At 60.0% G+C, this 20,966-nt stretch carries 16 protein-coding genes; 11 read left to right on the forward strand and 5 right to left on the reverse strand.

Features of this window, described 5'->3' with window-relative positions; all coding sequences use genetic code 11:
* The first annotated feature begins 6 nt into the window (after positions 1–6).
* The 7 genes from nuoL to KYK83_RS09785 are packed head-to-tail and all read left to right on the forward strand — an operon-like array spanning position 7 to position 8,500.
* Positions 7–2,067, forward strand: coding sequence for an NADH-quinone oxidoreductase subunit L (gene nuoL, locus KYK83_RS09755; protein ID WP_103023765.1), 2,061 nt, complete (start codon positions 7–9; stop codon positions 2,065–2,067).
* Positions 2,067–3,611 carry an NADH-quinone oxidoreductase subunit M gene (locus KYK83_RS09760; RefSeq protein WP_222828079.1) on the forward strand — a complete coding sequence of 515 codons (1,545 nt, stop codon included), beginning with the start codon at positions 2,067–2,069 and terminating at the stop codon, positions 3,609–3,611. The genes nuoL and KYK83_RS09760 overlap by 1 nt, the downstream gene beginning before the upstream one ends.
* Positions 3,611–5,074, forward strand: a complete 1,464-nt coding sequence (gene nuoN, locus KYK83_RS09765) for an NADH-quinone oxidoreductase subunit NuoN (protein ID WP_222828080.1) — start codon at positions 3,611–3,613, stop codon at positions 5,072–5,074. The genes KYK83_RS09760 and nuoN overlap by 1 nt, the downstream gene beginning before the upstream one ends.
* On the forward strand, positions 5,071–5,793 hold the full coding sequence (locus KYK83_RS09770) for a biotin--[acetyl-CoA-carboxylase] ligase (RefSeq protein WP_222828081.1): 723 nt from the start codon (positions 5,071–5,073) through the stop codon (positions 5,791–5,793). Before nuoN ends, KYK83_RS09770 begins: the two co-directional genes overlap by 4 nt.
* 3 nt (positions 5,794–5,796) lie before the next feature.
* Entirely contained in the window at positions 5,797–6,570 is a 774-nt protein-coding gene (locus KYK83_RS09775; protein ID WP_103023769.1) for a type III pantothenate kinase, read from the forward strand.
* Positions 6,567–8,216 carry a ribonuclease J gene (locus tag KYK83_RS09780; protein WP_222828082.1) on the forward strand — a complete coding sequence of 550 codons (1,650 nt, stop codon included), beginning with the start codon at positions 6,567–6,569 and terminating at the stop codon, positions 8,214–8,216. The genes KYK83_RS09775 and KYK83_RS09780 overlap by 4 nt, the downstream gene beginning before the upstream one ends.
* An 11-nt stretch (positions 8,217–8,227) precedes the next feature.
* Entirely contained in the window at positions 8,228–8,500 is a 273-nt protein-coding gene (locus tag KYK83_RS09785) for a DUF1467 family protein (RefSeq protein WP_103023770.1), read from the forward strand.
* Positions 8,501–8,503: 3 nt separating this feature from the next.
* Here the strand turns inward: KYK83_RS09785 and KYK83_RS09790 are convergent, their stop codons facing one another.
* Complete coding sequence (locus tag KYK83_RS09790) at positions 8,504–11,062, reverse strand: coiled-coil domain-containing protein (RefSeq protein ID WP_222828083.1); 2,559 nt, start codon at positions 11,060–11,062, stop codon at positions 8,504–8,506.
* Between the two features lie 259 nt (positions 11,063–11,321).
* On the opposite strand from KYK83_RS09790, the gene KYK83_RS09795 reads away from it, so the two are divergent.
* From KYK83_RS09795 to KYK83_RS09805, 3 genes are read left to right on the forward strand one after another with little or no spacing between them, the layout of a single operon-like run.
* On the forward strand, positions 11,322–12,503 hold the full coding sequence (locus KYK83_RS09795) for a hypothetical protein (protein ID WP_196846081.1): 1,182 nt from the start codon (positions 11,322–11,324) through the stop codon (positions 12,501–12,503).
* 41 nt (positions 12,504–12,544) lie between these two features.
* Positions 12,545–13,498 (forward strand): hypothetical protein, encoded by a 954-nt coding sequence (locus tag KYK83_RS09800; RefSeq protein ID WP_222828084.1) that lies wholly within the window; start codon positions 12,545–12,547, stop codon positions 13,496–13,498.
* Positions 13,499–13,500: 2 nt separating this feature from the next.
* A complete protein-coding gene (locus KYK83_RS09805) occupies positions 13,501–14,901 on the forward strand; it encodes a sensor histidine kinase (RefSeq protein WP_222828085.1) in 1,401 nt (466 codons plus the stop codon).
* Here KYK83_RS09805 and KYK83_RS09810 read toward each other — a convergent pair whose 3' ends face one another.
* From KYK83_RS09810 to gltX, 3 genes are read right to left on the reverse strand one after another with little or no spacing between them, the layout of a single operon-like run.
* Complete coding sequence (locus KYK83_RS09810; protein WP_103023775.1) at positions 14,902–15,093, reverse strand: hypothetical protein; 192 nt, start codon at positions 15,091–15,093, stop codon at positions 14,902–14,904. It lies immediately after the preceding gene.
* 1 nt (position 15,094) lies between these two features.
* On the reverse strand, positions 15,095–16,381 hold the full coding sequence (locus KYK83_RS09815; RefSeq protein WP_103023776.1) for a citrate synthase: 1,287 nt from the start codon (positions 16,379–16,381) through the stop codon (positions 15,095–15,097).
* A 10-nt stretch (positions 16,382–16,391) separates the two neighbouring features.
* Positions 16,392–17,840, reverse strand: coding sequence for a glutamate--tRNA ligase (gltX, locus tag KYK83_RS09820; protein ID WP_222828086.1), 1,449 nt, complete (start codon positions 17,838–17,840; stop codon positions 16,392–16,394).
* Positions 17,841–17,961: 121 nt separating this feature from the next.
* Here gltX and KYK83_RS09825 point away from each other — a divergent pair, with 121 nt between their 5' ends.
* Positions 17,962–20,052 (forward strand): ComEC/Rec2 family competence protein, encoded by a 2,091-nt coding sequence (locus KYK83_RS09825; protein WP_346729452.1) that lies wholly within the window; start codon positions 17,962–17,964, stop codon positions 20,050–20,052.
* 15 nt (positions 20,053–20,067) lie between these two features.
* On the opposite strand, the gene lexA is transcribed toward KYK83_RS09825, so the two are convergent.
* On the reverse strand, positions 20,068–20,757 hold the full coding sequence (lexA, locus tag KYK83_RS09830; RefSeq protein ID WP_103023779.1) for a transcriptional repressor LexA: 690 nt from the start codon (positions 20,755–20,757) through the stop codon (positions 20,068–20,070).
* Between the last annotated feature and the right edge of the window lie 209 nt (positions 20,758–20,966).

A 20,966-nucleotide genomic window follows, 5' to 3' on the forward strand; every position in this document is an offset into this window, starting at 1 on the left:
GCCACGGTGCATTCGATACTCATCATTGTTTTTCTGCCACTGATCGCGGCGATCGTTGCAGGGTTCACCAACAAGTCTGCGCCGAGCGTGTTCGCAAAAGCGATCACGACTGGCGCGCTCTTCATCGGTGCTGCGCTGAGCTGGCCCATTTTCCTGGGCTTCGTGGGTGGTACGTATGAGCCTACTGTCGTACCCGTGCTCAAATGGGTTCAGTCCGGCACGTTGACGTTCGACTGGGCACTTCGGGTCGACACGCTGACCGCGATCATGCTGGTGGTGATCAACACTGTATCGGCTCTCGTCCATCTATATAGCTGGGGCTATATGGACGAAGACCCGGACCAGCCGCGCTTCTTCGCCTATCTCTCGCTGTTTACTTTCGCCATGCTGATGTTGGTGACGGCAGACAATCTGGTTCAGATGTTCTTCGGTTGGGAAGGCGTTGGCCTCGCGTCCTATCTGCTGATCGGGTTCTGGTTCCGAAAACCGAGCGCTGGCGCGGCTGCTATCAAGGCTTTCGTCGTCAACCGCGTGGGCGACCTTGGCTTCATGCTCGGGATATTCGGCACTTACCTGGTGTTCGACACCGTATCGATCAGTGAAATCCTTGCCGCTGCGCCGGGCATGAGCGGAGCGACTATCGGCTTCCTGGGATACACCGTTCAAACAATGGATGTTCTGTGCATCCTCCTTTTCATTGGCGCGATGGGCAAGTCTGCGCAGCTTGGCCTGCACACGTGGCTTCCCGACGCGATGGAGGGCCCAACGCCTGTATCGGCACTGATCCACGCCGCCACCATGGTGACGGCAGGCGTATTCATGGTGTGTCGTCTGTCCCCGATGTTCGAAGCGGCGCCAGTGGCGCTCGGCATGGTCACCTTTGTCGGTGCGGCTACTTGCATTTTCGCAGCGACCGTTGGCACGACGCAGTGGGACATCAAGCGGGTGATCGCGTACTCGACCTGTTCGCAGCTCGGCTACATGTTCTTCGCTGCGGGCGTCGGCGCTTATGGCGCGGCAATGTTCCACCTTTTCACACACGCTTTTTTCAAGGCGCTGCTGTTCTTGGGTGCCGGTTCCGTCATCCACGCGATGCACCACGAGCAGGATATGCGCTATTACGGAGCGCTTCGTAAGCACATCCCACTCACATTCTGGGCGATGATGGCAGGTACGCTCGCTATCACCGGTGTTGGCATCTATCATCTCGGCGCAGGCTTTGCCGGTTTCTGGTCGAAGGATGCCATCCTCGAGGTCGCCTACGGGCGCGGCACCGAGCTCGGTAACTTCGCTTTCTGGATGGGTACGTTCGCAGCTCTGCTGACCAGTTTCTACAGCTGGCGGCTCATGTTCCTGACGTTCTGGGGCAAGCCGCGCTGGGCAGAGAGTGAGCATATTCAGCACGCCGTCCACCATGGCCACGATGCATCGGACGAACACAATCCTGCATCCCAGGAAGACGCCGGGCATGATGCACATCATCCAGTGCCTTCCAAAGATTACGAAGCAGGCACGGCCGGCTATCATCCGCACGAAAGCCCGCTGACGATGCTCATCCCGCTCGTCATCCTTTCGGTGGGAGCAGTGCTGGCCGGACAGGTTTTTGCACCGACATTCCTCGACGATGCAGCGTTCTGGGGTAGCTCGATCTTCTATAACGAACCGCTGATCCATGCGATGCATGGTGTGCCGTATCTCGTGAAGTATGCGGCCTTTATCGTGATGCTACTTGGACTGCTTGTCGCGTGGTATGCCTACATCAAGGATACGTCGGTGCCGGCGAAAGCTGCCGAACAGCTCGGCCCGGTTTACCGTTTCCTCTACAACAAATGGTATTTCGACGAGCTATATCACTACCTTTTCGTTGTGCCGGCCTTCTGGCTTGGCCGCCAGTTCTGGAAGCTCGGCGATGTCGGCACGATCGACCGGTTCGGCCCGAACGGCGTTGCCTGGGTGGTCGAGAAGGGCGCCGTTGGTGCCAAGAGGTTCCAGACCGGTTATCTTTATAGTTATGCGCTAGTGATGCTCCTCGGACTTGTCGCGGCGATCACCTGGGTGCTGTTCTGATGGAGTTTCCCATCCTCTCTCTGATGCTCGCGGTTCCGCTCGTCGGCGCCATTGCTTGCCTGTTCCTCGGTGCGCAGAGTGCGCGCATGGTGGCTCTGGTCGCTACGCTCGCGAACCTCGCGCTGGGCGTCGTGCTGTGGCTCAACTACGACATTGGCGGCGCGCAGTGGCAGTTCGTCGAACGGGCCGAGATATTCGCCGGGTTCAGCTACGCTTTGGGCATTGATGGTATCGCACTGATGCTGATCATGCTGAGTGTATTCCTCATGCCGATCTGCATCCTGGCGAGCTGGGATTCGATCACCAAGCGCGTGGGCGAATACATGAGCGCCTTCCTGCTGATGGAAGTCCTGATGATCGGCGTCTTTGCCGCTCAGGACATGTTCCTGTTCTACATCTTTTTCGAAGCAGGCCTCATTCCGATGTACCTTATCATCGGCGTCTGGGGCGGCGATAACCGTATCTACGCGTCGTACAAATTCTTCCTCTATACGCTTCTCGGGTCGGTGCTGATGCTGATCGCGATGATGTGGATGGTGAATGAAGCAGGCACGACCGACATTCCCACGCTACTGAACTACGATTTTGATCCACAAGCGCAAACTTGGCTCTGGCTTGCCTTTTTCGCCAGTTTCGCCGTGAAAATGCCGATGTGGCCGGTGCACACGTGGTTGCCTGACGCACACGTCCAGGCACCGACCGCCGGTTCCGTGATTCTGGCGGGCGTTTTGCTGAAGCTCGGTGGATACGGGTTTATCCGGTTCAGTCTGCCGATGTTCCCGGAAGCCAGCGCTCAGTTTACCTGGCTGGTTTTCATCCTGTCGATGATTGCCGTGATTTACACTTCGCTCGTCGCTCTCGTGCAGAACGACATGAAGAAGCTGATCGCCTATTCCTCGGTCGCCCATATGGCGATCGTGACCGCCGGTCTGTTCGCCTTCAATGCGCAGGGGCTTGAAGGTGCGATGATGGTCATGCTCGGCCACGGTCTCGTATCGGGCGCGCTCTTCCTGTGCGTGGGTGTAATCTACGATCGGCTGCATACTCGCGAGATTGCACGGTATGGCGGGCTTGCCATCAACATGCCTAAATATGCGCTGTTCTTCATGCTGTTCACGATGGCATCCGTCGGACTGCCGGGCACAAGCAACTTCGTTGGCGAGTTCCTTGCACTGGCAGGCCTTTACAAGGTTTCGACACTGGTGACGCTCGTTTGCACCACCGGCATCATTCTCGGTGCTGCCTACATGCTCTATCTTTACCGCCGCGTGGCTTTTGGCGAACAAGTCAACGAAGATGCCGCGCGGATGCCCGACCTCAATGCCCGCGAATGGGCCATGTTAGCCCCAATCGCGGCCGCCGTGCTGTGGATGGGCGTTTACCCCGAAAGCTTTCTTGCCCCCATGCGTCAGGACATTGCCGCTCTAGAAGCGCGTATCGCGCGCGCCGCACCCCACTTCGACGCCGATAATGTGATCGGCACCCCGCGCGAGCATAACGCGAACTACGTCGCTGCTGCGCATGGCGAAGAGGGGGCGCACTGATGTCTTACGCGACGTCTTTTTACCTCACGGGCGCGGAAATCGGCCTGTCGCTCGCGGCGCTCGCTTTGCTGCTGGTAGCGGCATGGACTGGAACGAAATCGGCCAGGATCGTGACCATCCTCAGTGTTGCGGCACTGGTCGGTGCTGCGATCTTCAGTATGGGTTTGTTTGACCGGGCGGCAGGTGAAGTCGCTGGCCGCGCCTATGGCGATCTCTATCGCGCTGACGCTTTCGGCAGCTTTGCAAAGATCCTGATATATTTAGCCGCTGCGGCCATTCTTGTAGTTACACCGCGTTTCTTCACACAACGGGCGAGCTACCGGGCCGAATATCCGGTGCTGATGCTGTTCAATGCTGTCGGCATGGGCATGATGGTGTCCGCCACCGATTTGATGACCCTGTATATCGGTCTCGAGATGTCTAGCCTGTCGAGTTACGTTCTCGCCAGCTTCCTCAAGGAAGACAGCCGATCCAGTGAAGCCGGTCTGAAGTATTTCGTTCTTGGTGCCCTTGCATCCGGCATTATTCTTTATGGTGTGAGCCTGGTCTATGGCTTCACCGGATCGACGAATTACGAAGGTATCCGCGCCGCATTCGATGCAGGTTTTTCAACCGGCGCATTGTTCGGTGTGGTTTTCGTGCTCGCCGGCCTGGCCTTCAAGGTTAGCGCCGTGCCGTTCCACATGTGGACGCCGGACGTCTACGAAGGCGCGCCCACGCCAGTCACGGCTTTCTTCGCTACCGCGCCAAAGGTAGCTGCCATGGCAATGCTTTTGCGCATGGCCATGGATCCGTTTGGCGGCGAAGTGGACAGTTGGCGTCAGATCGTCATTTTCGCAGCACTCGCTTCGATCGTGGTCGGTGCCCTGGGCGCAATTGGCCAGCAGAACCTCAAGCGCCTGCTTGCCTATTCATCGATCAATAACGTTGGCTTCATTCTCATCGGTCTTGCGGCTGCGACCCCCGCAGGCGTGGCTGCATCGCTTACCTATTTGGCTATCTACGTTGCGATGGTTCTCGGAAGCTTCACTGCCCTGTTGATGCTGCGCGATCCCGCCGGCAACAATCTCGAGACGTTTACCGACATATCCGGTCTTTCGACCAAGCGACCGGCCCTGGCTTGGGCCTTGCTCGCGCTGATGTTCAGCCTTGCCGGTATACCGCCCCTGTTCGGCTTCTGGGGCAAATTTGTCGTCTTCCAGGCCGCGGTACAGGCTGATCTTGTCGCTCTGGCTGCAATCGGCATAGCCGCGAGCGTGATCGGCGCTTTCTATTATTTGAAGTTCATCAAGGTCATGTTCTTCGATGAGCCGCTGCGCGAGATTGAAACGGAGAGCCCAGCGTCGCATTGGGCAGTGCTGGCGATCTGTGTCGCAATCATCTCGCCGCTCGGTTACCTCCTTACCTTGCCGCTTGGTGACTGGACGGCGCAGGCTGCAGCCTCTTTCGTCGCGGCGATGTGATCCGCTTCGTCACCGAAACCGGTTCTACCAATACGGACCTTGCTAGCGAACTGCGTGCGGGCATGGCAGTGCCCGAAGGCGAGTGGTTGGTAGCCGACCGACAGGTGTCGGGCCGCGGGCGCCAGGGGCGTGCCTGGTTCGATGGTTACGGCAACTTCATGGGCTCGACCGTGGTGCATCTGTCACCCCGTGATCCCAATCCGGCAACGCTTGCCCTTGTTGCTGGCGTCGCCGCATATGAAGCTGTCTCGGGCGTACTTGCCGATCCGAGCTTATTGAAGCTCAAGTGGCCAAACGACCTTCTTCTACGGAATGCAAAGCTCGCCGGCATCCTCCTCGAGCGGGAACGGAATGCCGTGATCGTCGGTATGGGGATCAATCTCGTCGCCGCTCCGGATTTACCCGATCGCAGAACGATTGCGTTGACAAACTTCGGGCCGCCTCCGGACCGTGAAATCTTCGCACGTTCTTTATCCTATGCGTTCGATCAGGAGCTTGACCGTTGGCGGACCTACGGGCTCGAACCTCTCATTCGGCGCTGGGAGAGTGTCGCCCACCCAAGAGGAGCATCGCTCACGGTTAATGTACCGGGCGAGCAGCGGATCGAAGGGACATTCGACGGTCTTACAGCAGAGGGCACCCTGCTACTGCGCTTGGAGGATGGATCGACGCGTGCCATTCACGCAGGTGACGTAATGCTCGCGGATGAAGGGAACTGAGCGATGTTGCTCGCTGCCGATGTCGGAAATACGAATGTTGTCTTCGCGCTGATCGAAGGGCGCGAGATAAAGTCGCGCTGGCGTATAGCAACCGACCCGCGCCGTACGGGTGACGAGTATGCTGTGTGGTTGTTGCAGCTCGCCGAATTTCAGGGCTTCGACAAGAGCGACATCACGCAGGTCATCATTGGTTCGGTCGTCCCCCGCGCGATCCACAATCTTACTGTCCTATCCGAGAAGTATCTCGGCATAACGCCGCTTATTGCTGGGCAGGACGGGGCGCAATGGGGCTTTGAGCTGGACATCGAACAACCCAGTTCGCTGGGCGCCGATCGGGCGCTAAATACGCTGGCTGCTCATGCGAAGTACGATGGTGACCTGATACTCGTCGATTTCGGTACTGCGACGACGTTTGATGTCATCGATTTCAACGGTGCGTACAAGGGGGGCATCATCGCACCCGGCATCAATCTCTCGCTCGATGCCTTGGTTGGCAACACGGCTAAGCTTCCACGCATTGCGATCGAAAAGCCCGCCAATGACAGCGTCATTGGACGCAACACCGAAAGCCAGATGCTTATCGGTGTCTTCTGGGGTTATGTCGCCTTGATCGAGGGACTGATTGCCCGAATGAAGAAAGAAATCGGTCGTCCTGCAAGAGTAGTTGCAACAGGCGGTCTGGCCATTCTGTTCGACGAGCATACCGACTTGTTCGATGCAGTCGATGCCGACCTTACGTTGGAAGGTTTGGCCATATTAGCGGAGCGAGCGGCTTGAAGAAGGATTTCACCCCCGAAGACGAACTGCTTTTCCTCGCTCTGGGCGGGTCGGGCGAAATCGGAATGAACGTCAATCTCTATGGTTGTCAGGGCCGATGGTTGATGGTCGATCTGGGCATGACCTTCTCGGGAGATCAATACCCCGGTGTGGATCTGGTCTTTGCAGATCTGGAATTCATCGAGGATCGTGCCGACAAGCTTGATGCGATCGTCCTGACCCATGCACACGAAGATCATATCGGCGCGGTACCGTATTTCGCTGCCGAACTGAACGTGCCTATCTACGCCACGCCGTTCACGGCTGACCTTGTGCGGCGAAAGCTTGAAGAAGCTGGATTGGTGGACAGGGTGGAACTGCGGGTGATCGACGCCGATCATGGCAGCTTCACAGTCGGCCCTTTTGAAATAACGTATATTCCGCTGGCGCACTCTATTGCCGAAGGCAACGCCTTGCTGATCGACACACCGCACGGCCGCGTCTTCCATACGGGCGACTGGAAGCTCGACGAAGATCCGATCATCGGCGAGCCGACCACTGAAGAAGAACTGGCCGCAATCGGAGACAAAGGCGTTCTTGCGCTGGTTTGCGATAGCACCAACGTTTTCAATCCTTCCCCGAGCGGATCTGAAGGCGCGGTGCACAAGGGTCTGCTGGAAGAGGTGCAACGCCACAGCGGGAAGCGCGTTCTGGTCACTACGTTTGCCAGCAATGTCGCCCGCCTCCAGACGCTGGGCGATGTAGCGCGCGAGACTGGCCGTCAGCTATGCGTTGCCGGGCGGTCGCTCGACCGAATTATCGAAGTGGCGCAGGACAACGGCTATCTCGAAGATCTGCCTGAGCTTATCGATTTCGACAGCGCCATGAGCCTTCCGCGTGGTGAAGTGTTGATACTGGCCACTGGCGGGCAGGGCGAACCGCGCGCAGCCCTGGCCCGCATTGCCGATGAAAATCACCCACTCGAACTTGTCAGCGGCGACGTGGTGCTATTTTCCAGTCGTCAGATTCCGGGCAACGAGATTTCCATCGGTGCGGTGCAGAACAAGCTGGCCGAACGAGGCATCACCATGGTGACCGATCGCCAGAGCATGATACACGTTTCCGGCCATCCCGGACGTCCGGAACTCGAAGCCCTGTATGGGTGGCTTCGGCCCGATATCCTCGTGCCCGTTCACGGCGAAATGCGGCACATGCAGGAGCAGGGTAGGTTGGGGAAGGCCAGCGGCATCCCCGATCAGGTCGTCCAGCAAAATGGCGATATGGTTCGATTAGCTCCCGGCGCACCCGGAAAAATCGGGGATGTCCGCACCGGCCGCCTCGTCCTCGACGGCGATATAATCGTGCCGGCCGATGGAGAGGCGATTGCCATGCGGCGGCGCATCATGCGCGAAGGTGTCGTGATCGTCGCGCTTGACGGCGACCTCAATCCCAGAATCGACAGTCTCGGATTGCCGCTCGACGAAGATTATGCCGACTTCGTCACCGAAGCGACGTCAGATATCAGAAGCGCCATCGGCAAATTGCGCGGTGCGGATCGACGCAACGAACAGAGCGTGCACGAAGCCGCACGGCTTGCAGCACGGCGGGCTGCGCAACGGTGGTCGGGCAAGCGGCCCCAAGTCCGCGTGATTGTCCCCAATCTATAGGAGCCAAGGCGATGCAGTGGACGAGCGTCCTCGCCATTTATTTCCTGTTCTTCGTGTTCAGCGCGTTCATCCTGCTGCCCTTCGGCGTGCGGACGCATGACGAGGCGGGGCTCGAGATGGTGCCAGGGCAGGCTGACAGCGCGCCGGCTGAATTCCGCGGAGGACGCCTGCTGCTGCGCGCAGCGGTTCTCGCGGCATTCGTGACGACGGCCTATGTGCTGAATTACATCTACGGTTGGATCACCGTGAACGACATCATGTTCTGGGGGCCGTGGGCGGACTGACCTCTACCGCAAGCGCTCCAGCGCCTGGGCGAGAACTACGTATAACTTACCCATATCGCTGCTGAGCAGCGTCACGCTGACGGCGTTGCCGTCGCGGGTGGAGAGCATGGTGCGGAGCATGGCTTCGAAGTCGTGAATGTAGCGACTGACGTGTTCGCGGAAGTCGTGGTCGCTGTCGTACAGATCGGCGATCTCGCGTGCCTCGGCATTGTCGAGGAGGCGCACGGCCCGGCGGGTGAATATCCCGCGATCGCCCCGCAGATAGCTGGCCCAGGCGGTGTCGGTGATCTCGGTGGAGAGCGCCTTGGCGATATCGATCGCGTTCGAATTCAGACTTTCGCTGATGAGCGCGACGCGGCGCGAGAAGTCGTTGCCGACATCCTCGGTCGCCCGTTCGCGGGCATGCGCTATGCGGCTTTCCAGATTGCCCGTGAGTTCGTTGACCTTGGCCAGCTGATCGCGGAGCTGACGCATGACCTCGCGCCCGGTTTCTGCCGACCGTTCGGTCGCGGCATCGAGCGAAGCGATGGCCTGTTCGGTGTGTTCCTGCAGGGACCTGTCGATGGCCTCGGCGCTCTGCTCGCCAACCTTTTCCGCGATCCGTGCGATCCGCTCAGCCTGTTCGGCCTCGATCGCGGTCAGCGCGTTGCGCGCGCTGCTTTCCAGTGAGGCGATCGCGTCGCGCAGTTCGCCCTGCGCATGGGCTGAGAGTTCCCGACTCTCGTCGCTGAGAGCTGCAACACTTGCGCGTAAACGCTCGATCCCATCGACCTGAGCGGCGGCAGTTTCGCCAAAGCGAGCCTGGAATTCATCGACACCGTTCATCGCATCGCGGCTGCGGGCTTCGGCAGCTGCCATGCTGGACGTCAACATCTCGCCAGAGGCTTTTGCCTGATCGAGCAGGTTGCGCACCTCGTCGGCGCGGTGTTCGATGTTGGCCAAGCGCGTTTCGCTGGCTTCCATGGCGACAGGAAGGTCTTCGCGGCTATGCTTGGCGCTCGCCTGGATCAGTTCGAGCAGGCGCACGCTGGCATCGGTCAGCGACGAAACAGCCATGTCCGTTCCGTCCAGCGCATCGCGGCTTTCGGCCAGTTTCGCATTGAGCGCTTCGATCCCTTCGGAGAGTTCGACGCGTGCTTCACGTCCGTGCGACGAAACCCGTTCGAACGTCGTGCTGAGGGCTGCAATTCTGTCGCCGAGCTCTTCGCCTTCCGCTGCCAGCAGCGAAAGCTGTTCTGCCTGCTGGGCGCGACGATCCGAGATCGCTTCGTCGAGCCGGGCGAAATGGTCGGTCAGGCTGGCATGCGCAGCTTCTTCCGCCTCTCGGAATGCGGCTTGGCGTTTACCCGTTTCTTCTGCGAAGAGCCGGTTCCGCTCGGCAATCCTGCCGTCGACGGCTTCTGCTTCGCTGAACAATTCCTGCAATTTGGAATTGGCAGAATCGAGCGCTTCCTGGTCGATACGGGCAACGGCAGCAACCGCTTCGCTCAGGCGCTTCTGCATGGCTTCGATTTGACTTGCCCAAGCCGAAAGAGCAGCAGCCTCGCCATCGCGCACTTCATCGGCAAATTCGCTGCTTTCGCGCCGAATCTTCTCCAGACGGTGGTTGAGTTCATCCATCGCCGCGTCACGTTCGGCAGCCGATGCGGCTTCCGTATCGGCCATTTCATGCCGCAGGCTTTCGAAGCGGCTGCGGATCGACGCCAGTGCGTCGACTTCCCTGCTGTCCAGTTCGCCGCGGAAGATCTCACTGTTTTCACGCAGTTCGCTAAACCGCTGTTCCGTAATATCGGCAAGCTGATCGGCCTGCGCCGCGAATGCTTCGAGAGACGCATCGACACGTTTGCGCAGTGACGCGACCTGCCTTTCGCTGGCCACGCCGAATTCGTTGAGCCGCTGGAAACCTTCGATCAGGTCCTCGAGATGTCCGCTCGCCTGACGACCGGCGCCGCCGATCTGGTTGGACACATCCTTTGCCGAATTCGCTATGACGGGCAGGTTGTTCCGCAACTTGTCCATATTGTCCAAAGCGTTGGCACTGACAGTGGCGATCGTTTCCACCCGGTCGCCGTTTTCGACGATCAGAGCTTGCAGGCGATCGGCATGTTCCGAAAGACGGTCCGTCGCAGTGCGGCCGAGGTAATCGAGGTCCCGCGTCTGGCTCGTGAGGAATTCCCGCGCGAGGCTCAATTCCCGGTTGATGACGGCCAGTCGAGCTTCAAGCTCTGCCGATTGGGTCGACAGGGAATAAGCAACTTGTGAAAACCGTCGCGCTTCCCGGGTCGAGTTCCTCATGGCGACAAGCCACAGCGCAACTACGAGCAATACCGGCCCGGCCCATTGCGATACGAGCGCGGTCCAGGCGGCGGGGTCGGTGCCGGCCATGATTTCGGCCTGACGTGCCCAGAGGAAGAAGGCAGTCCAGCCAAGCACGGCGAAAATCGCCAAGGCAGGTGCAACCCACCGTCTCGCCTGGCCGGGCTCGTCTTCCGCCCAATCTTCTTCAAAGAGAGGTTCGTCTTCGACTAAGGTTTCATCAATAACACCCTGGGAATTAGCCATTTCCGGAGCATCTACTTCAGCCGGGTGATCGACTGCCTGTATCAATGGGTGCTTTGTCATCGAGGTGAAATCTATCACCAATCCGCACAGCCTTAAACTCTAATTAACCTCTTTGCCGGGGAGTGTGACCGCGACGTATCACTTACCCTCGCAAGACTATCTGTCGCTTGCTCTCACAGAAAATGTAATGACTGGGTTGGCGACCACCCATTACCGCCCCTAGAAGCGGCTTTCGTCGTTCAGAACCTGTCCGGAGTTAATGTTGCGCATCGCCCTGCTGTCTGTGCTCGATGGCCAATCCGATCCGCGCAAAGTGCCAGCCCCTTTCCGCAGGCTGGCAGGCGCGCGGTTAGTCGAACGACAGCTCGACATCGCGCTGGCTGCCGGATGCGAAAGCATCGCGTGCCTCGTGAATGTGGTCGGCCGGGAGGTGATGGACCTGCAGCACCGCGCAGAGGCCGCCGGCGCGCGGTTCATAGCAATTCGCGAACCGCGGAAACTGTCCGGGCTGGTGACTGCGAGCGACGAGTTGCTCGTTATCGCGCCCGGTATCCTGCCCGATGACGAGGTCATTCTGCGCCACCTGGCTAAGCCGTGTATTCTCGCTTTTCCAGAAGACCCGGCAATCAACCGAGGCTACGAACGGATCGATGCGCATTTCGCCTGGGCAGGTGCATTGCTGACGAAGGGCAATGCGGTTGAAACCCTCGCACAGCTTCCCGGCGACATCGATGCGCCTTCGGCTCTTTTGCGGATAGCGTTGCAGAGCGGAATGAGGACCGTCCCGCTGGAAACGCGGCTTCTGGAAGAACATATCTGGTTGCGGGATCCCTCTCCCGAAGAGCTCGCCTTCCGCGAAAAGAGCTGGGTTTCGGGCCATGCGGATGTTGCTGCGTTTACCGCACCCGGCCTCGCCATTGCCGAGCGCATGGGAGTACGGCTTGCGCAGGACACGATCGGTGGGCGCTTGCCGAGAATTCTCGCGCTAAGTGCCGCGCTCTCCGGGCTTCTCGCGCTGTCGTCGGCGATCGGGGGCTGGCTGCTGCCTGCCTTCGGCCTGGCGATCCTGGCGGCCTTGCTTTTCGCGATGGAAGAAGTGGTGAGACGCGTATCCAATGCAGGGCAGGTCAAACCCCGCGTGCCGCCGTTAATTCAGGCGATCACGATCCTGTTCGATCCGTTGCTGGTCATATTGATAGCTCTGGCTTCACCTGAAGACACCGGTTGGCTGCGGCTTTTCGTGCCAGCGATACTGTTCGGACTGCTGCATCTTGGCGACCGGATCAGCGTACCGCGCTGGCGGCGCAGTTATGCCGACAGGGTTCTTTTGACGGTGATGTTGCTTCCCGCGGTGATCTTGGGTGTGACACAACCGGTGGTGGCGGTTCTTTCCCTCGCCATTCTGGTAACACTTTTTCTAACTTCCGGTCCGCGCGACTAACGCGGATTTAACCATGTTAGCTTTACCGACGAACCATGCCGATGCCTGATGCATCCACCCCGGTCGCCGCCGACCACGAAAGCCTGCGCGATGCCCTCGTTCGCGGGAATGCGACGCTTGCGCGTATCGGTCCCATCCTTGCCCACCTGATGGCGACGCCGGACCACTCCCTTTTCAGTGACGAAATCATAGCCCGTATCCGGGGAATGTGTCACCACCTCGCGTGGCAGGTCCTGCGAGCGCAAGCCGAGGCGGCAGGTCAGGCAGGCCGCGAGGCTTTTGCCGAACGACATGGCGCGGCGTTGGCGGAGCATATGCTCGCCACTCCGGGTCTGCTGGCGCATTGCCACGCCCTGGCGCTGGAATGGCAGCTGACGGAACGGCTCGAGACGCAATACGGCATCGATCCTGTACTGTCGCCGCTGGTGCAGGAGCTGATCGCATCCGAAGACAGCGGGCTGGCCAGTTCGGCAATGGCTTCGCTCACGGCGCAGGCCCGTTTCGCCCAGGCGCAGCGCCGAATGGAATTACCGCTGGCGGAACTACCGGGGGACATCTTTCACGATTTGCTGATGAACTGGCGTGCCTATAGCGGGCAGCTTCGTTCCGATGCCATGATCCGGGCCGAAGCGAAGTTACGCAACGCCTTCGATGAAGGGGCCGGAAGGATCGCACTGATGTCCCGGGTGATTGCCAGCATGGGCGGCGAGGGCAGGCGGGCGCTCGATATCGATCATGGCGGGGCAGCCTTCTATCTTACAGCATTGGCAACGCGAACCGGACAATCGAGGGTGGCGGCCGTGCTTTCGACAAATCACGAGCAGACTGCGCGTCTGGCGCTGGGACTGCGCGGCGCCGGTCTCGACAGCGCAGAAGTGGAGCGGCAGGTCCTCCGGATAGATCCGAAGGCGGTGCCCGCTCGCGAGATCGCCGAAATGCCCCCTGAAGCCGCCCGACAGATCCTGTCCGAATCTGCAAGCGCTGGAGTCGTGTGATCATGGCCTCTGTCGAAAGCCGATATATCGCGACTGCCAAGGCCGACGCCGAAGGAAGGTTGATCGAAGCCGACGAGGTGCTGGCGCGGCTGCAGCAAGCCTGTGGCGGGACGATCGGTTCCCGGATCGCCATTCCGGAGCTTCTCGCCCTTGTCGAAAAGGCCCAGAGATATGGTCTGCGCCTCGCCCGTCAGTTCGAGGCGGTGGACGGCGAAAATCGGGTCACGGCGTGGGTGGAAATAGCGCCACAGTCGAGTGACGAGGATGCAGACTCCGGCAGCACCATCGATGTGGTAAGCTGGCATAGCGAGGGTCTTCCGCCGGAAAACGACATCGAGGCTGCGCGCAGGCGTGTCGAAATAAACCGCCATCTTGCCGATTGTACCGCAAGGCTCGATTCCAGCCAGCGGCTGCTCTCCATCGATACGCAGGCCCCCGATCTCGCCGAATTTGCCGATGCGGCCCTAGCCAATGTCGGCAGGCCCTGGACGGATCTGGTCAGTTTACCGGGCAACAGCCATCAGCAGCCGCTTCATTGGCGTCTGCTCGACGGTACGAAGTGCACTGTCGAGGGATCGAGCCGTAGCTGGACGGCGCACCTCGAGCCCCTGGGGCAGCCACAACCGGGCAGCGCGGGTTTCGTTTTATACCTGACGGCCGACAGCCCGTTGTCGGCAGGCCTGACGAACGAAGAGGCGACAGGTCCCGACGGACCCTCCTTCGGCCGAGATCTGACACCCGTCCTGCGCCAACCGATCAACCGGATCATCGCCAATGCGGAGACCATCCGGACGAAGCTGGCGGGACCGCTGGCCGACGAATACAGTTCCTACGCTGCCGACATCGCGACAGCGGCCCAACACCTGCTGGCGTTGATCGACGACCTGTCCGATCTCGAAGTCGTCGAATCGGACGATTTTGCCACGGCACCGGACAGGATCGAACTGGCCGATGTCGCTCGCAGAGCCTGCGGCATATTGGGGGTGAGGGCGCGCGAGAAAGGGATCACGCTGGTGGCGCCTCCGGAAGGCGAAAGCCAGCTGGCGATCGCCGAATTCCGCCGCGTGCTGCAGATTCTGCTGAACCTTGTCGGCAATGCGATCCGGTATTCGCCGGAGGAAAGTCAGGTCTGGATCAGGCTCGATCGGATTGGAAACCGCGCGCTGATCACCGTGGCCGATCAGGGGCACGGTCTTGAAGATGCGCAGAAGGAGCAGGTTTTCGAGAAATTCGAACGCCTTGGCCGCAGCGGGGATGGGGGCTCCGGTCTGGGGCTGTATATCTCACGCCGGATCGCGCGCGCGATGGATGGCGACCTGACGGTAGAAAGCGCGCCGGGTCTTGGTGCGCGTTTTACCCTGTCGGTACCTGCGGCTGATGAAATGCGGGAAATACCGCGCTGATCAACGCCGGGCAGACGCCCGCCAGAACAAGAACAACCCGATCAGGAAGGTGATGCTGCCGTAGATGGCCCATTGCCGCTCGGCGAGCATGAAACTTTCTGCAGGCCACATGACAATCCCGAGGCCCTGAAGTGCCCACAGGCCTCCGGAGAGCATGAGAGCTACTCCGAAGACCATGAGGACGAAGCGCATCTTAACGATCGCCGATGGCGACATAGTCGCGTTGGGTCGGACCGGTATAAAGCTGGCGCGGACGGCCGATAACCTGTGCGGGATCCGAAATCATCTCGTTCCACTGCGCGACCCAGCCGACCGTGCGAGCAAGGGCGAAGAGGGCCGTGAACATGGTGGTCGGGAAGCCGATCGAGTTCAGGATGATGCCGGAATAGAAGTCCACATTGGGGAAGAGCTTCTTTTCCTTGAAGTAATCGTCGTTGAGCGCGAGCTCTTCGAGCCGGAGCGCGGTCTCGAAAACCGGATCGCTGACGTTGAGCGCTTCGAACACTTCGCGAAGCGTTTTCTGCATGACCGTCGCACGCGGATCGTAGTTTTTGTAGACGCGGTGACCGAAGCCCATGAGACGGAACGGGTCGTTCTTGTCCTTGGCGCGTTCGATATAATGCGGGATCTTGTCCGGCGAGCCGATTTCCTGCAGCATGTTGAGCGCGGCTTCGTTCGCGCCGCCATGCGCTGGGCCCCACAGGCAGGCAATGCCGGCCGCGATACAGGCGAAGGGATTTGCACCCGACGAGCCGGCAAGACGTACGGTCGATGTCGACGCGTTCTGCTCGTGGTCGGCGTGAAGGATGAAAATCCGGTCCATCGCGCGCTCGATCGCAGGATGGATTTCGTATTCTTCAGCCGGAACGCCGAAGGTCATGCGCAGGAAGTTGCCGGTGTAGCTCAGCGAATTCTTCGGCTGCATGAAGGGCTGGCCGACCGAATATTTGTAGGCCATTGCCGCAATCGTCGGCATTTTCGCGATGAGGCGGTGGCTTGCGATCTTGCGCTGTTCGGGGTCCGAAATGTCGGTGCTGTCATGGTAGAACGCCGACAGCGCGCCGACCACACCGCACATGATGGCCATGGGGTGCGCGTCGCGGCGGAAACCCTGGTAAAACTGACGCAGCTGATCGTGCACCATGGTGTGGCGCGTGATCGTGTAGGTGAAATCGTCGAGCTCGTCCTGCGACGGCAGTTCGCCGTTGAGCAGGAGGTAGCTGACTTCCATGAAGCTGGAATTTTCGGCTAGCTGACCGATCGGATAGCCGCGATGGAGCAGGACCCCTTCTTCGCCGTCGATATAGGTCAGCGCGCTTTCGCAGCTTGCCGTCGACTTGTAGCCTGGATCGTAAGTGAACTTGCCCGTCGTTCCGTAAAGCTTGCGGATATCGACCACATCCGGGCCAACACTGCCCTGCAGCACGGGAAATTCCTGGGTCTGTCCACCCAGATCAAGAGTTGCCTGCTTATCGGCCACGCGTGTCTCCTCAGTCGTTCTCTTCGGTGCCTGTGGGCGAGGCCTGCGCGTCTATGCGAAGCAGCGACTCTTCCTTGCCCAACAGGACCAGCACATCGAAAATGCCGGGGGACGTGGTAGTCCCCGTCAGCGCTGCGCGCATGGGCTGCGCGAGCTTGCCAAGGCCCAGTTCGAGCTTCTCAGCATACGATTTCGTAGTGGCTTCCAGAGCCTCGCTTGTCCAGTCATTTTGCACATGCAGCATTTCCGACAATCCGGCGAGGCGCTGGCGCGCTTCATCGTCCAGCAGGCCAGCGGCTTTGTCGGTCATTTCCAATGGCCGTTCCGCAAACAGAAACGCCGCGCCCTCAACCAGTTCGTTGATCGATTTCGCACGCGTCTTGAGGACCGGCATGGCCTGGGTCAGAAGATCGAGATCGGCCTGTCTGTCCATTCGCGCAGCCACGATTTTAGCGAGACGCGCGTCGTCCGCCTCACGGATATAATGGCCGTTGAGGTTCTGCAGCTTCTTGATGTCGAAGCGCGCCGGGCCTTTGCCCACGCCGTCGAGATCGAAGAGTTCTATCGCTTCCGACTTGGTGATTTCTTCACGGTCGCCATGTCCCCAGCCGAGGCGAAGGAGATAATTGAACAGCGCTTCGGGAAGGACACCTTCTTCGTCCCGATAGCCTTCGACGCCGACAGCGCCGTGGCGCTTGGACATCTTCGCACCGTCGGGCCCGTGGATCAGCGGAACATGGCCATAGACCGGATCGGGCCAACCGCCCTCGATTTCATCCATGGCGCGGATGATCGGCAACTGGCGGAATGCGTTATTGAGATGATCGTCGCCGCGGATCACATGGGTTACACCCATGTCGTGATCATCCACCACAACGGCGAGCATATAGGTCGGGGTCCCGTCTGCACGCAGCAGGACATAATCGTCGATTTCGCCATTCTTGACCGTAACCTCGCCCTGAACCGCGTCGTGGATCGTGGTTTCCCCGTCGGTCGGAACCTTGAGGCGAATTACGAACGGCACGCCGTCCGGGGCCTCGCTTTCGCTGCGGTCGCGCCAGCGGCGATCATACCGCATGGGCTGCTTGTTTGCCCGCTGTTCGGCTCGCATTTGCTCCAGCTCTTCGGAAGTGGCGAAGCACTTATAGGCGTGGCCGGCTTCCAGCAGCTTGTGGGCAACTTCGGCATGGCGTTCGGCCCGATCGGACTGGAATACAGGGGCATCGTCGAAGTCGAGACCCAACCAGTCTAGACCCTCGATAATCTTGTCGATAGCGTCTTGGGTACTGCGTTTCTGGTCGGTATCCTCGATCCGCAGAAGCGTGCGGCCGCCGTGATGGCGCGCATAGAGCCAGTTGAACAGTGCCGTCCGCGCACCTCCGATATGCAAATAACCGGTAGGAGAGGGAGCGAAGCGGGTGACGACCGGGGAATCCTTGCGGTCACTATCGCTTGCCATTTTCTCTCATTTCCTTTCAAACACTTGCATGGCGAGGCAGGGGACGCCTTCAATACCTATGGGGGATGCGGGCGATACGGCCCACGAGACAGTGCCGCGCACTTGGCGTACGCACGGTGTCTTGTCCAGTTCCGCGCACAAGTTTGAAGCGTTTCTGGAGGCCGCCGAGTTCGACCGCGGGCCTTGGCTTACCGTTGCGTTCGGGTGCGGGATCGGACTGTGGTTCTATCTTGCCGCACCGTGGCAGTGGGTCGCGATGATTTCAGCATTCTTGGGAATGGCTGTTCTCTCGTGGGCGGGTTGGCGCCATCAGCCCGGTCGCGCATTCACTCTTGCCGCAGTTATTTCATTGTCTCTGGCGGTTACTGCAGGCGTGTCGGTCGTGTGGGTCCGATCGGCGATCGTGGGCGCAGAACCGATTGCCTATCCACGTTTTGAGCGGATCGATGGGCGGGTCCTGAGCCGGGAAGAGCAGCCGGCTGAAGACAGGGTTAGGTTGGTCCTGGCCGCGCGCGACGGCGAGACGGGAAAAGCGCACGCATATCGGGTCAATGTGCTGCTGTCTGCGGACAACCCGGAATTGCGAGAAGGTGCCAGGGTCAGGCTGTCGGCACGTCTCATGCCTCCGTCACCGCCGATCGTTCCCGGTGCGTACAACTTCGCCAGACGAGCCTGGTTCGATGGGCTTGCCGCAACTGGATCGGCTGTCGGCGATGTAGAGATCATCGAGCCGCCTGGCGCATCCCGACTGTCCATAGCATCCGCTCAGAGACAGCTCTCGCGACACGTTCGCGCCAATCTCGAAGGAACGTCCGGTGCCATCGCAGCCACCCTGGCGAGCGGCGACCGCGGAGCGATTCCCGAAACAGACGAGGAGGCGATGCGCGATTCCGGGCTGACCCATTTGCTGTCTATCAGCGGCCTGCACGTGAGCGCGATCATAGCTGCGACCTATTTCCTGGTTCTGAAGCTGCTCGCGTTCTGGCCTTGGCTGACGCTGCGCATCCGGCTGCCGCTGGTGGCCGCCGGGGCATCGGCGATCGCCGGTATCGCCTATACATTACTTACCGGCGCCGAAGTGCCGACCGTGCGTAGCTGTATCGGAGCTCTGCTCGTACTCGTCGCTTTGGCTGTAGGACGAGAACCACTGTCCATGCGGATGATCGCTATCGCGGCGGGAGTCGTGCTCGCGTTGTGGCCGGAATCGCTCGTCGGGCCGAGTTTCCAGATGAGTTTTGCGGCAGTCATCGCCATCGTATCGCTCCACAATGTGCGTGCGGTACGGGACTTTCTCGCACCGCGACAGGAGAGCTGGCTGCGTCGCATGTCGAGACGGGCGGCAATGCTGTTCCTGACCGGACTGGTCATCGAGCTGGCCTTGATGCCAATCGTCTTATTCCATTTCCATCGCGCCGGTATTTATGGAGCGGCGGCCAATCTGATCGCCATTCCGCTGGTCACATTCATATCGATGCCGCTGGTGGCGCTTGCTTTGGCGCTCGATCTGATTGGAGCGGGCGCGCCGGCTTGGTGGCTGGTGGGCAAGTCGCTCGACCTGCTGCTGGCCATTGCCCATTTCTTCGCTGAGCAGCCGGGGTCGGTCAAACTTGCGCCGCGGATCGGTATGGGAGCGATGGGATTATACGTGGGCGGGGCGCTCTGGCTGGCGTTATGGCAAGGCAGGGCGCGCCTGCTGGGTTTCGCGCCAATTCTCGCCTCTGCCGTGCTGATGATCACCGCCCCGATACCCGATATCCTCATTACGCGTGACGGGCGCGACATAGGCATTGCCAACGAGGCCGAGCGGTTGCTGGTTCTGCACGATCGCGAAGGCGGATATGCTCAGGACAATCTGCTTGAACTGGCCGGTACGGATCTGAGCCCTATCGCGATTGCCGACTGGCCGCGCAGCCGGTGCAGCGACCAGTTTTGCGTCTTCGCCCTAGAACGGGGTGGGCGGCCCTGGTCGGTCCTCGTCGCCCGTAATAGAGATCTCGTGGAAGAGCGGGCGCTGGCCGCGGCTTGCATGCGGGCCGACATCGTCATTGCCGACCGGTATCTGCCGTACAGTTGTCAGCCGCGCTGGCTCAAAGCGGACAGAAGATTTCTCGACCGGGAAGGGGGCGCTTCGATCTATCTGGCAGACCAAAGGATCGATACGGTTGCCCAGGATCAGGGCGAGCATGGATGGTGGCGCGCGCCGCGTGAGTAGGCGCGCGCCAGCAAATCAGTGGTAGCGGCGGAGCAGGCCCGCCAGTTTTCCCTGAACCTGAACCCGGTGTGGTTCATAAACTTGCGCTTCGTATGCGCCATTGGCCGGATCGAGCACGACGCGGCCTGCATCCTTGCGAAGGTATTTCAGGGTCGCTTCTTCATTATCGACCAGCGCCACGACGATCTCGCCATCGCGAGCCGTGTCCGTGCGTTTTACCAGAGCGAAGTCGCCATCGAAGATCCCGGCTTCGATCATGGAATCTCCGGAAACTTCCAAGGCATAATGTTCGCCCGGACCGAGCAGCGCGGCCGGCACAGGCATGCTGGACTGACCTTCGATCGCTTCGATCGGGGCGCCGGCGGCAATCCGCCCATGAAGCGGAACATCGATGATGTCGTTTGCCGGTTCGGGCGCCACCGCCTTTGCCGGGATCGCAGCCGATACGGCGTCGTTTGCCGCCACCGGAGCGGGCGACCCCATCACGGCATTTTCAGGAAGCTTGACCACCTCCAGCGCGCGCGCCCGATTGGGGAGGCGCCGGATGAAGCCGCGTTCTTCAAGCGCCGAGATCAGGCGGTGTACGCCCGACTTGCTCTTCAGATCGAGCGCTTCCTTCATTTCTTCGAAGCTGGGGGAAATGCCGGTGTCTTCCAGACGCTGCTGGATGAACCGGATCAATTCGTGCTGCTTGGCGGTCAGCATTGTGCGAACTCCGTATCGCGTGTTCACAAAAGGCGTGAACGAATGCGGAACAATTAAGCAACCAAAATTGCAAAGTCAAGCAATTCAGCCGTTCCTTGCGGAACAACCGTTCATGGTTCGATCCGGATCAGCGCGCTGAGAAACCGCTGTCGTTAAGCTTTTTGGGCGCGCAGGGGAGACATGGACCACATGGACCACTGTCCAGGGGG

The organism is Qipengyuania pacifica, from assembly GCF_019857205.1.
Classification (GTDB): Bacteria; Pseudomonadota; Alphaproteobacteria; order Sphingomonadales; family Sphingomonadaceae; genus Qipengyuania; species Qipengyuania pacifica.

What these genes read in the sequence shown, in the direction of transcription:
- KYK83_RS09760 (WP_222828079.1), top strand. Translation starts at nt 2,067, where the DNA reads ATGGAGTTTCCCATCCTCTCTCTGATGCTCGCGGTTCCGCTCGTCGGC.
- nuoN (WP_222828080.1), top strand. Translation starts at nt 3,611, where the DNA reads ATGTCTTACGCGACGTCTTTTTACCTCACGGGCGCGGAAATCGGCCTG.
- KYK83_RS09775 (WP_103023769.1), top strand. Translation starts at nt 5,797, where the DNA reads ATGTTGCTCGCTGCCGATGTCGGAAATACGAATGTTGTCTTCGCGCTG.
- KYK83_RS09785 (WP_103023770.1), top strand. Translation starts at nt 8,228, where the DNA reads ATGCAGTGGACGAGCGTCCTCGCCATTTATTTCCTGTTCTTCGTGTTC.
- KYK83_RS09790 (WP_222828083.1), bottom strand. Translation starts at nt 11,062, where the DNA reads ATGGCTAATTCCCAGGGTGTTATTGATGAAACCTTAGTCGAAGACGAA.
- KYK83_RS09795 (WP_196846081.1), top strand. Translation starts at nt 11,322, where the DNA reads ATGTTGCGCATCGCCCTGCTGTCTGTGCTCGATGGCCAATCCGATCCG.
- KYK83_RS09800 (WP_222828084.1), top strand. Translation starts at nt 12,545, where the DNA reads ATGCCTGATGCATCCACCCCGGTCGCCGCCGACCACGAAAGCCTGCGC.
- KYK83_RS09805 (WP_222828085.1), top strand. Translation starts at nt 13,501, where the DNA reads ATGGCCTCTGTCGAAAGCCGATATATCGCGACTGCCAAGGCCGACGCC.
- KYK83_RS09810 (WP_103023775.1), bottom strand. Translation starts at nt 15,093, where the DNA reads ATGCGCTTCGTCCTCATGGTCTTCGGAGTAGCTCTCATGCTCTCCGGA.
- gltX (WP_222828086.1), bottom strand. Translation starts at nt 17,840, where the DNA reads ATGGCAAGCGATAGTGACCGCAAGGATTCCCCGGTCGTCACCCGCTTC.
- lexA (WP_103023779.1), bottom strand. Translation starts at nt 20,757, where the DNA reads ATGCTGACCGCCAAGCAGCACGAATTGATCCGGTTCATCCAGCAGCGT.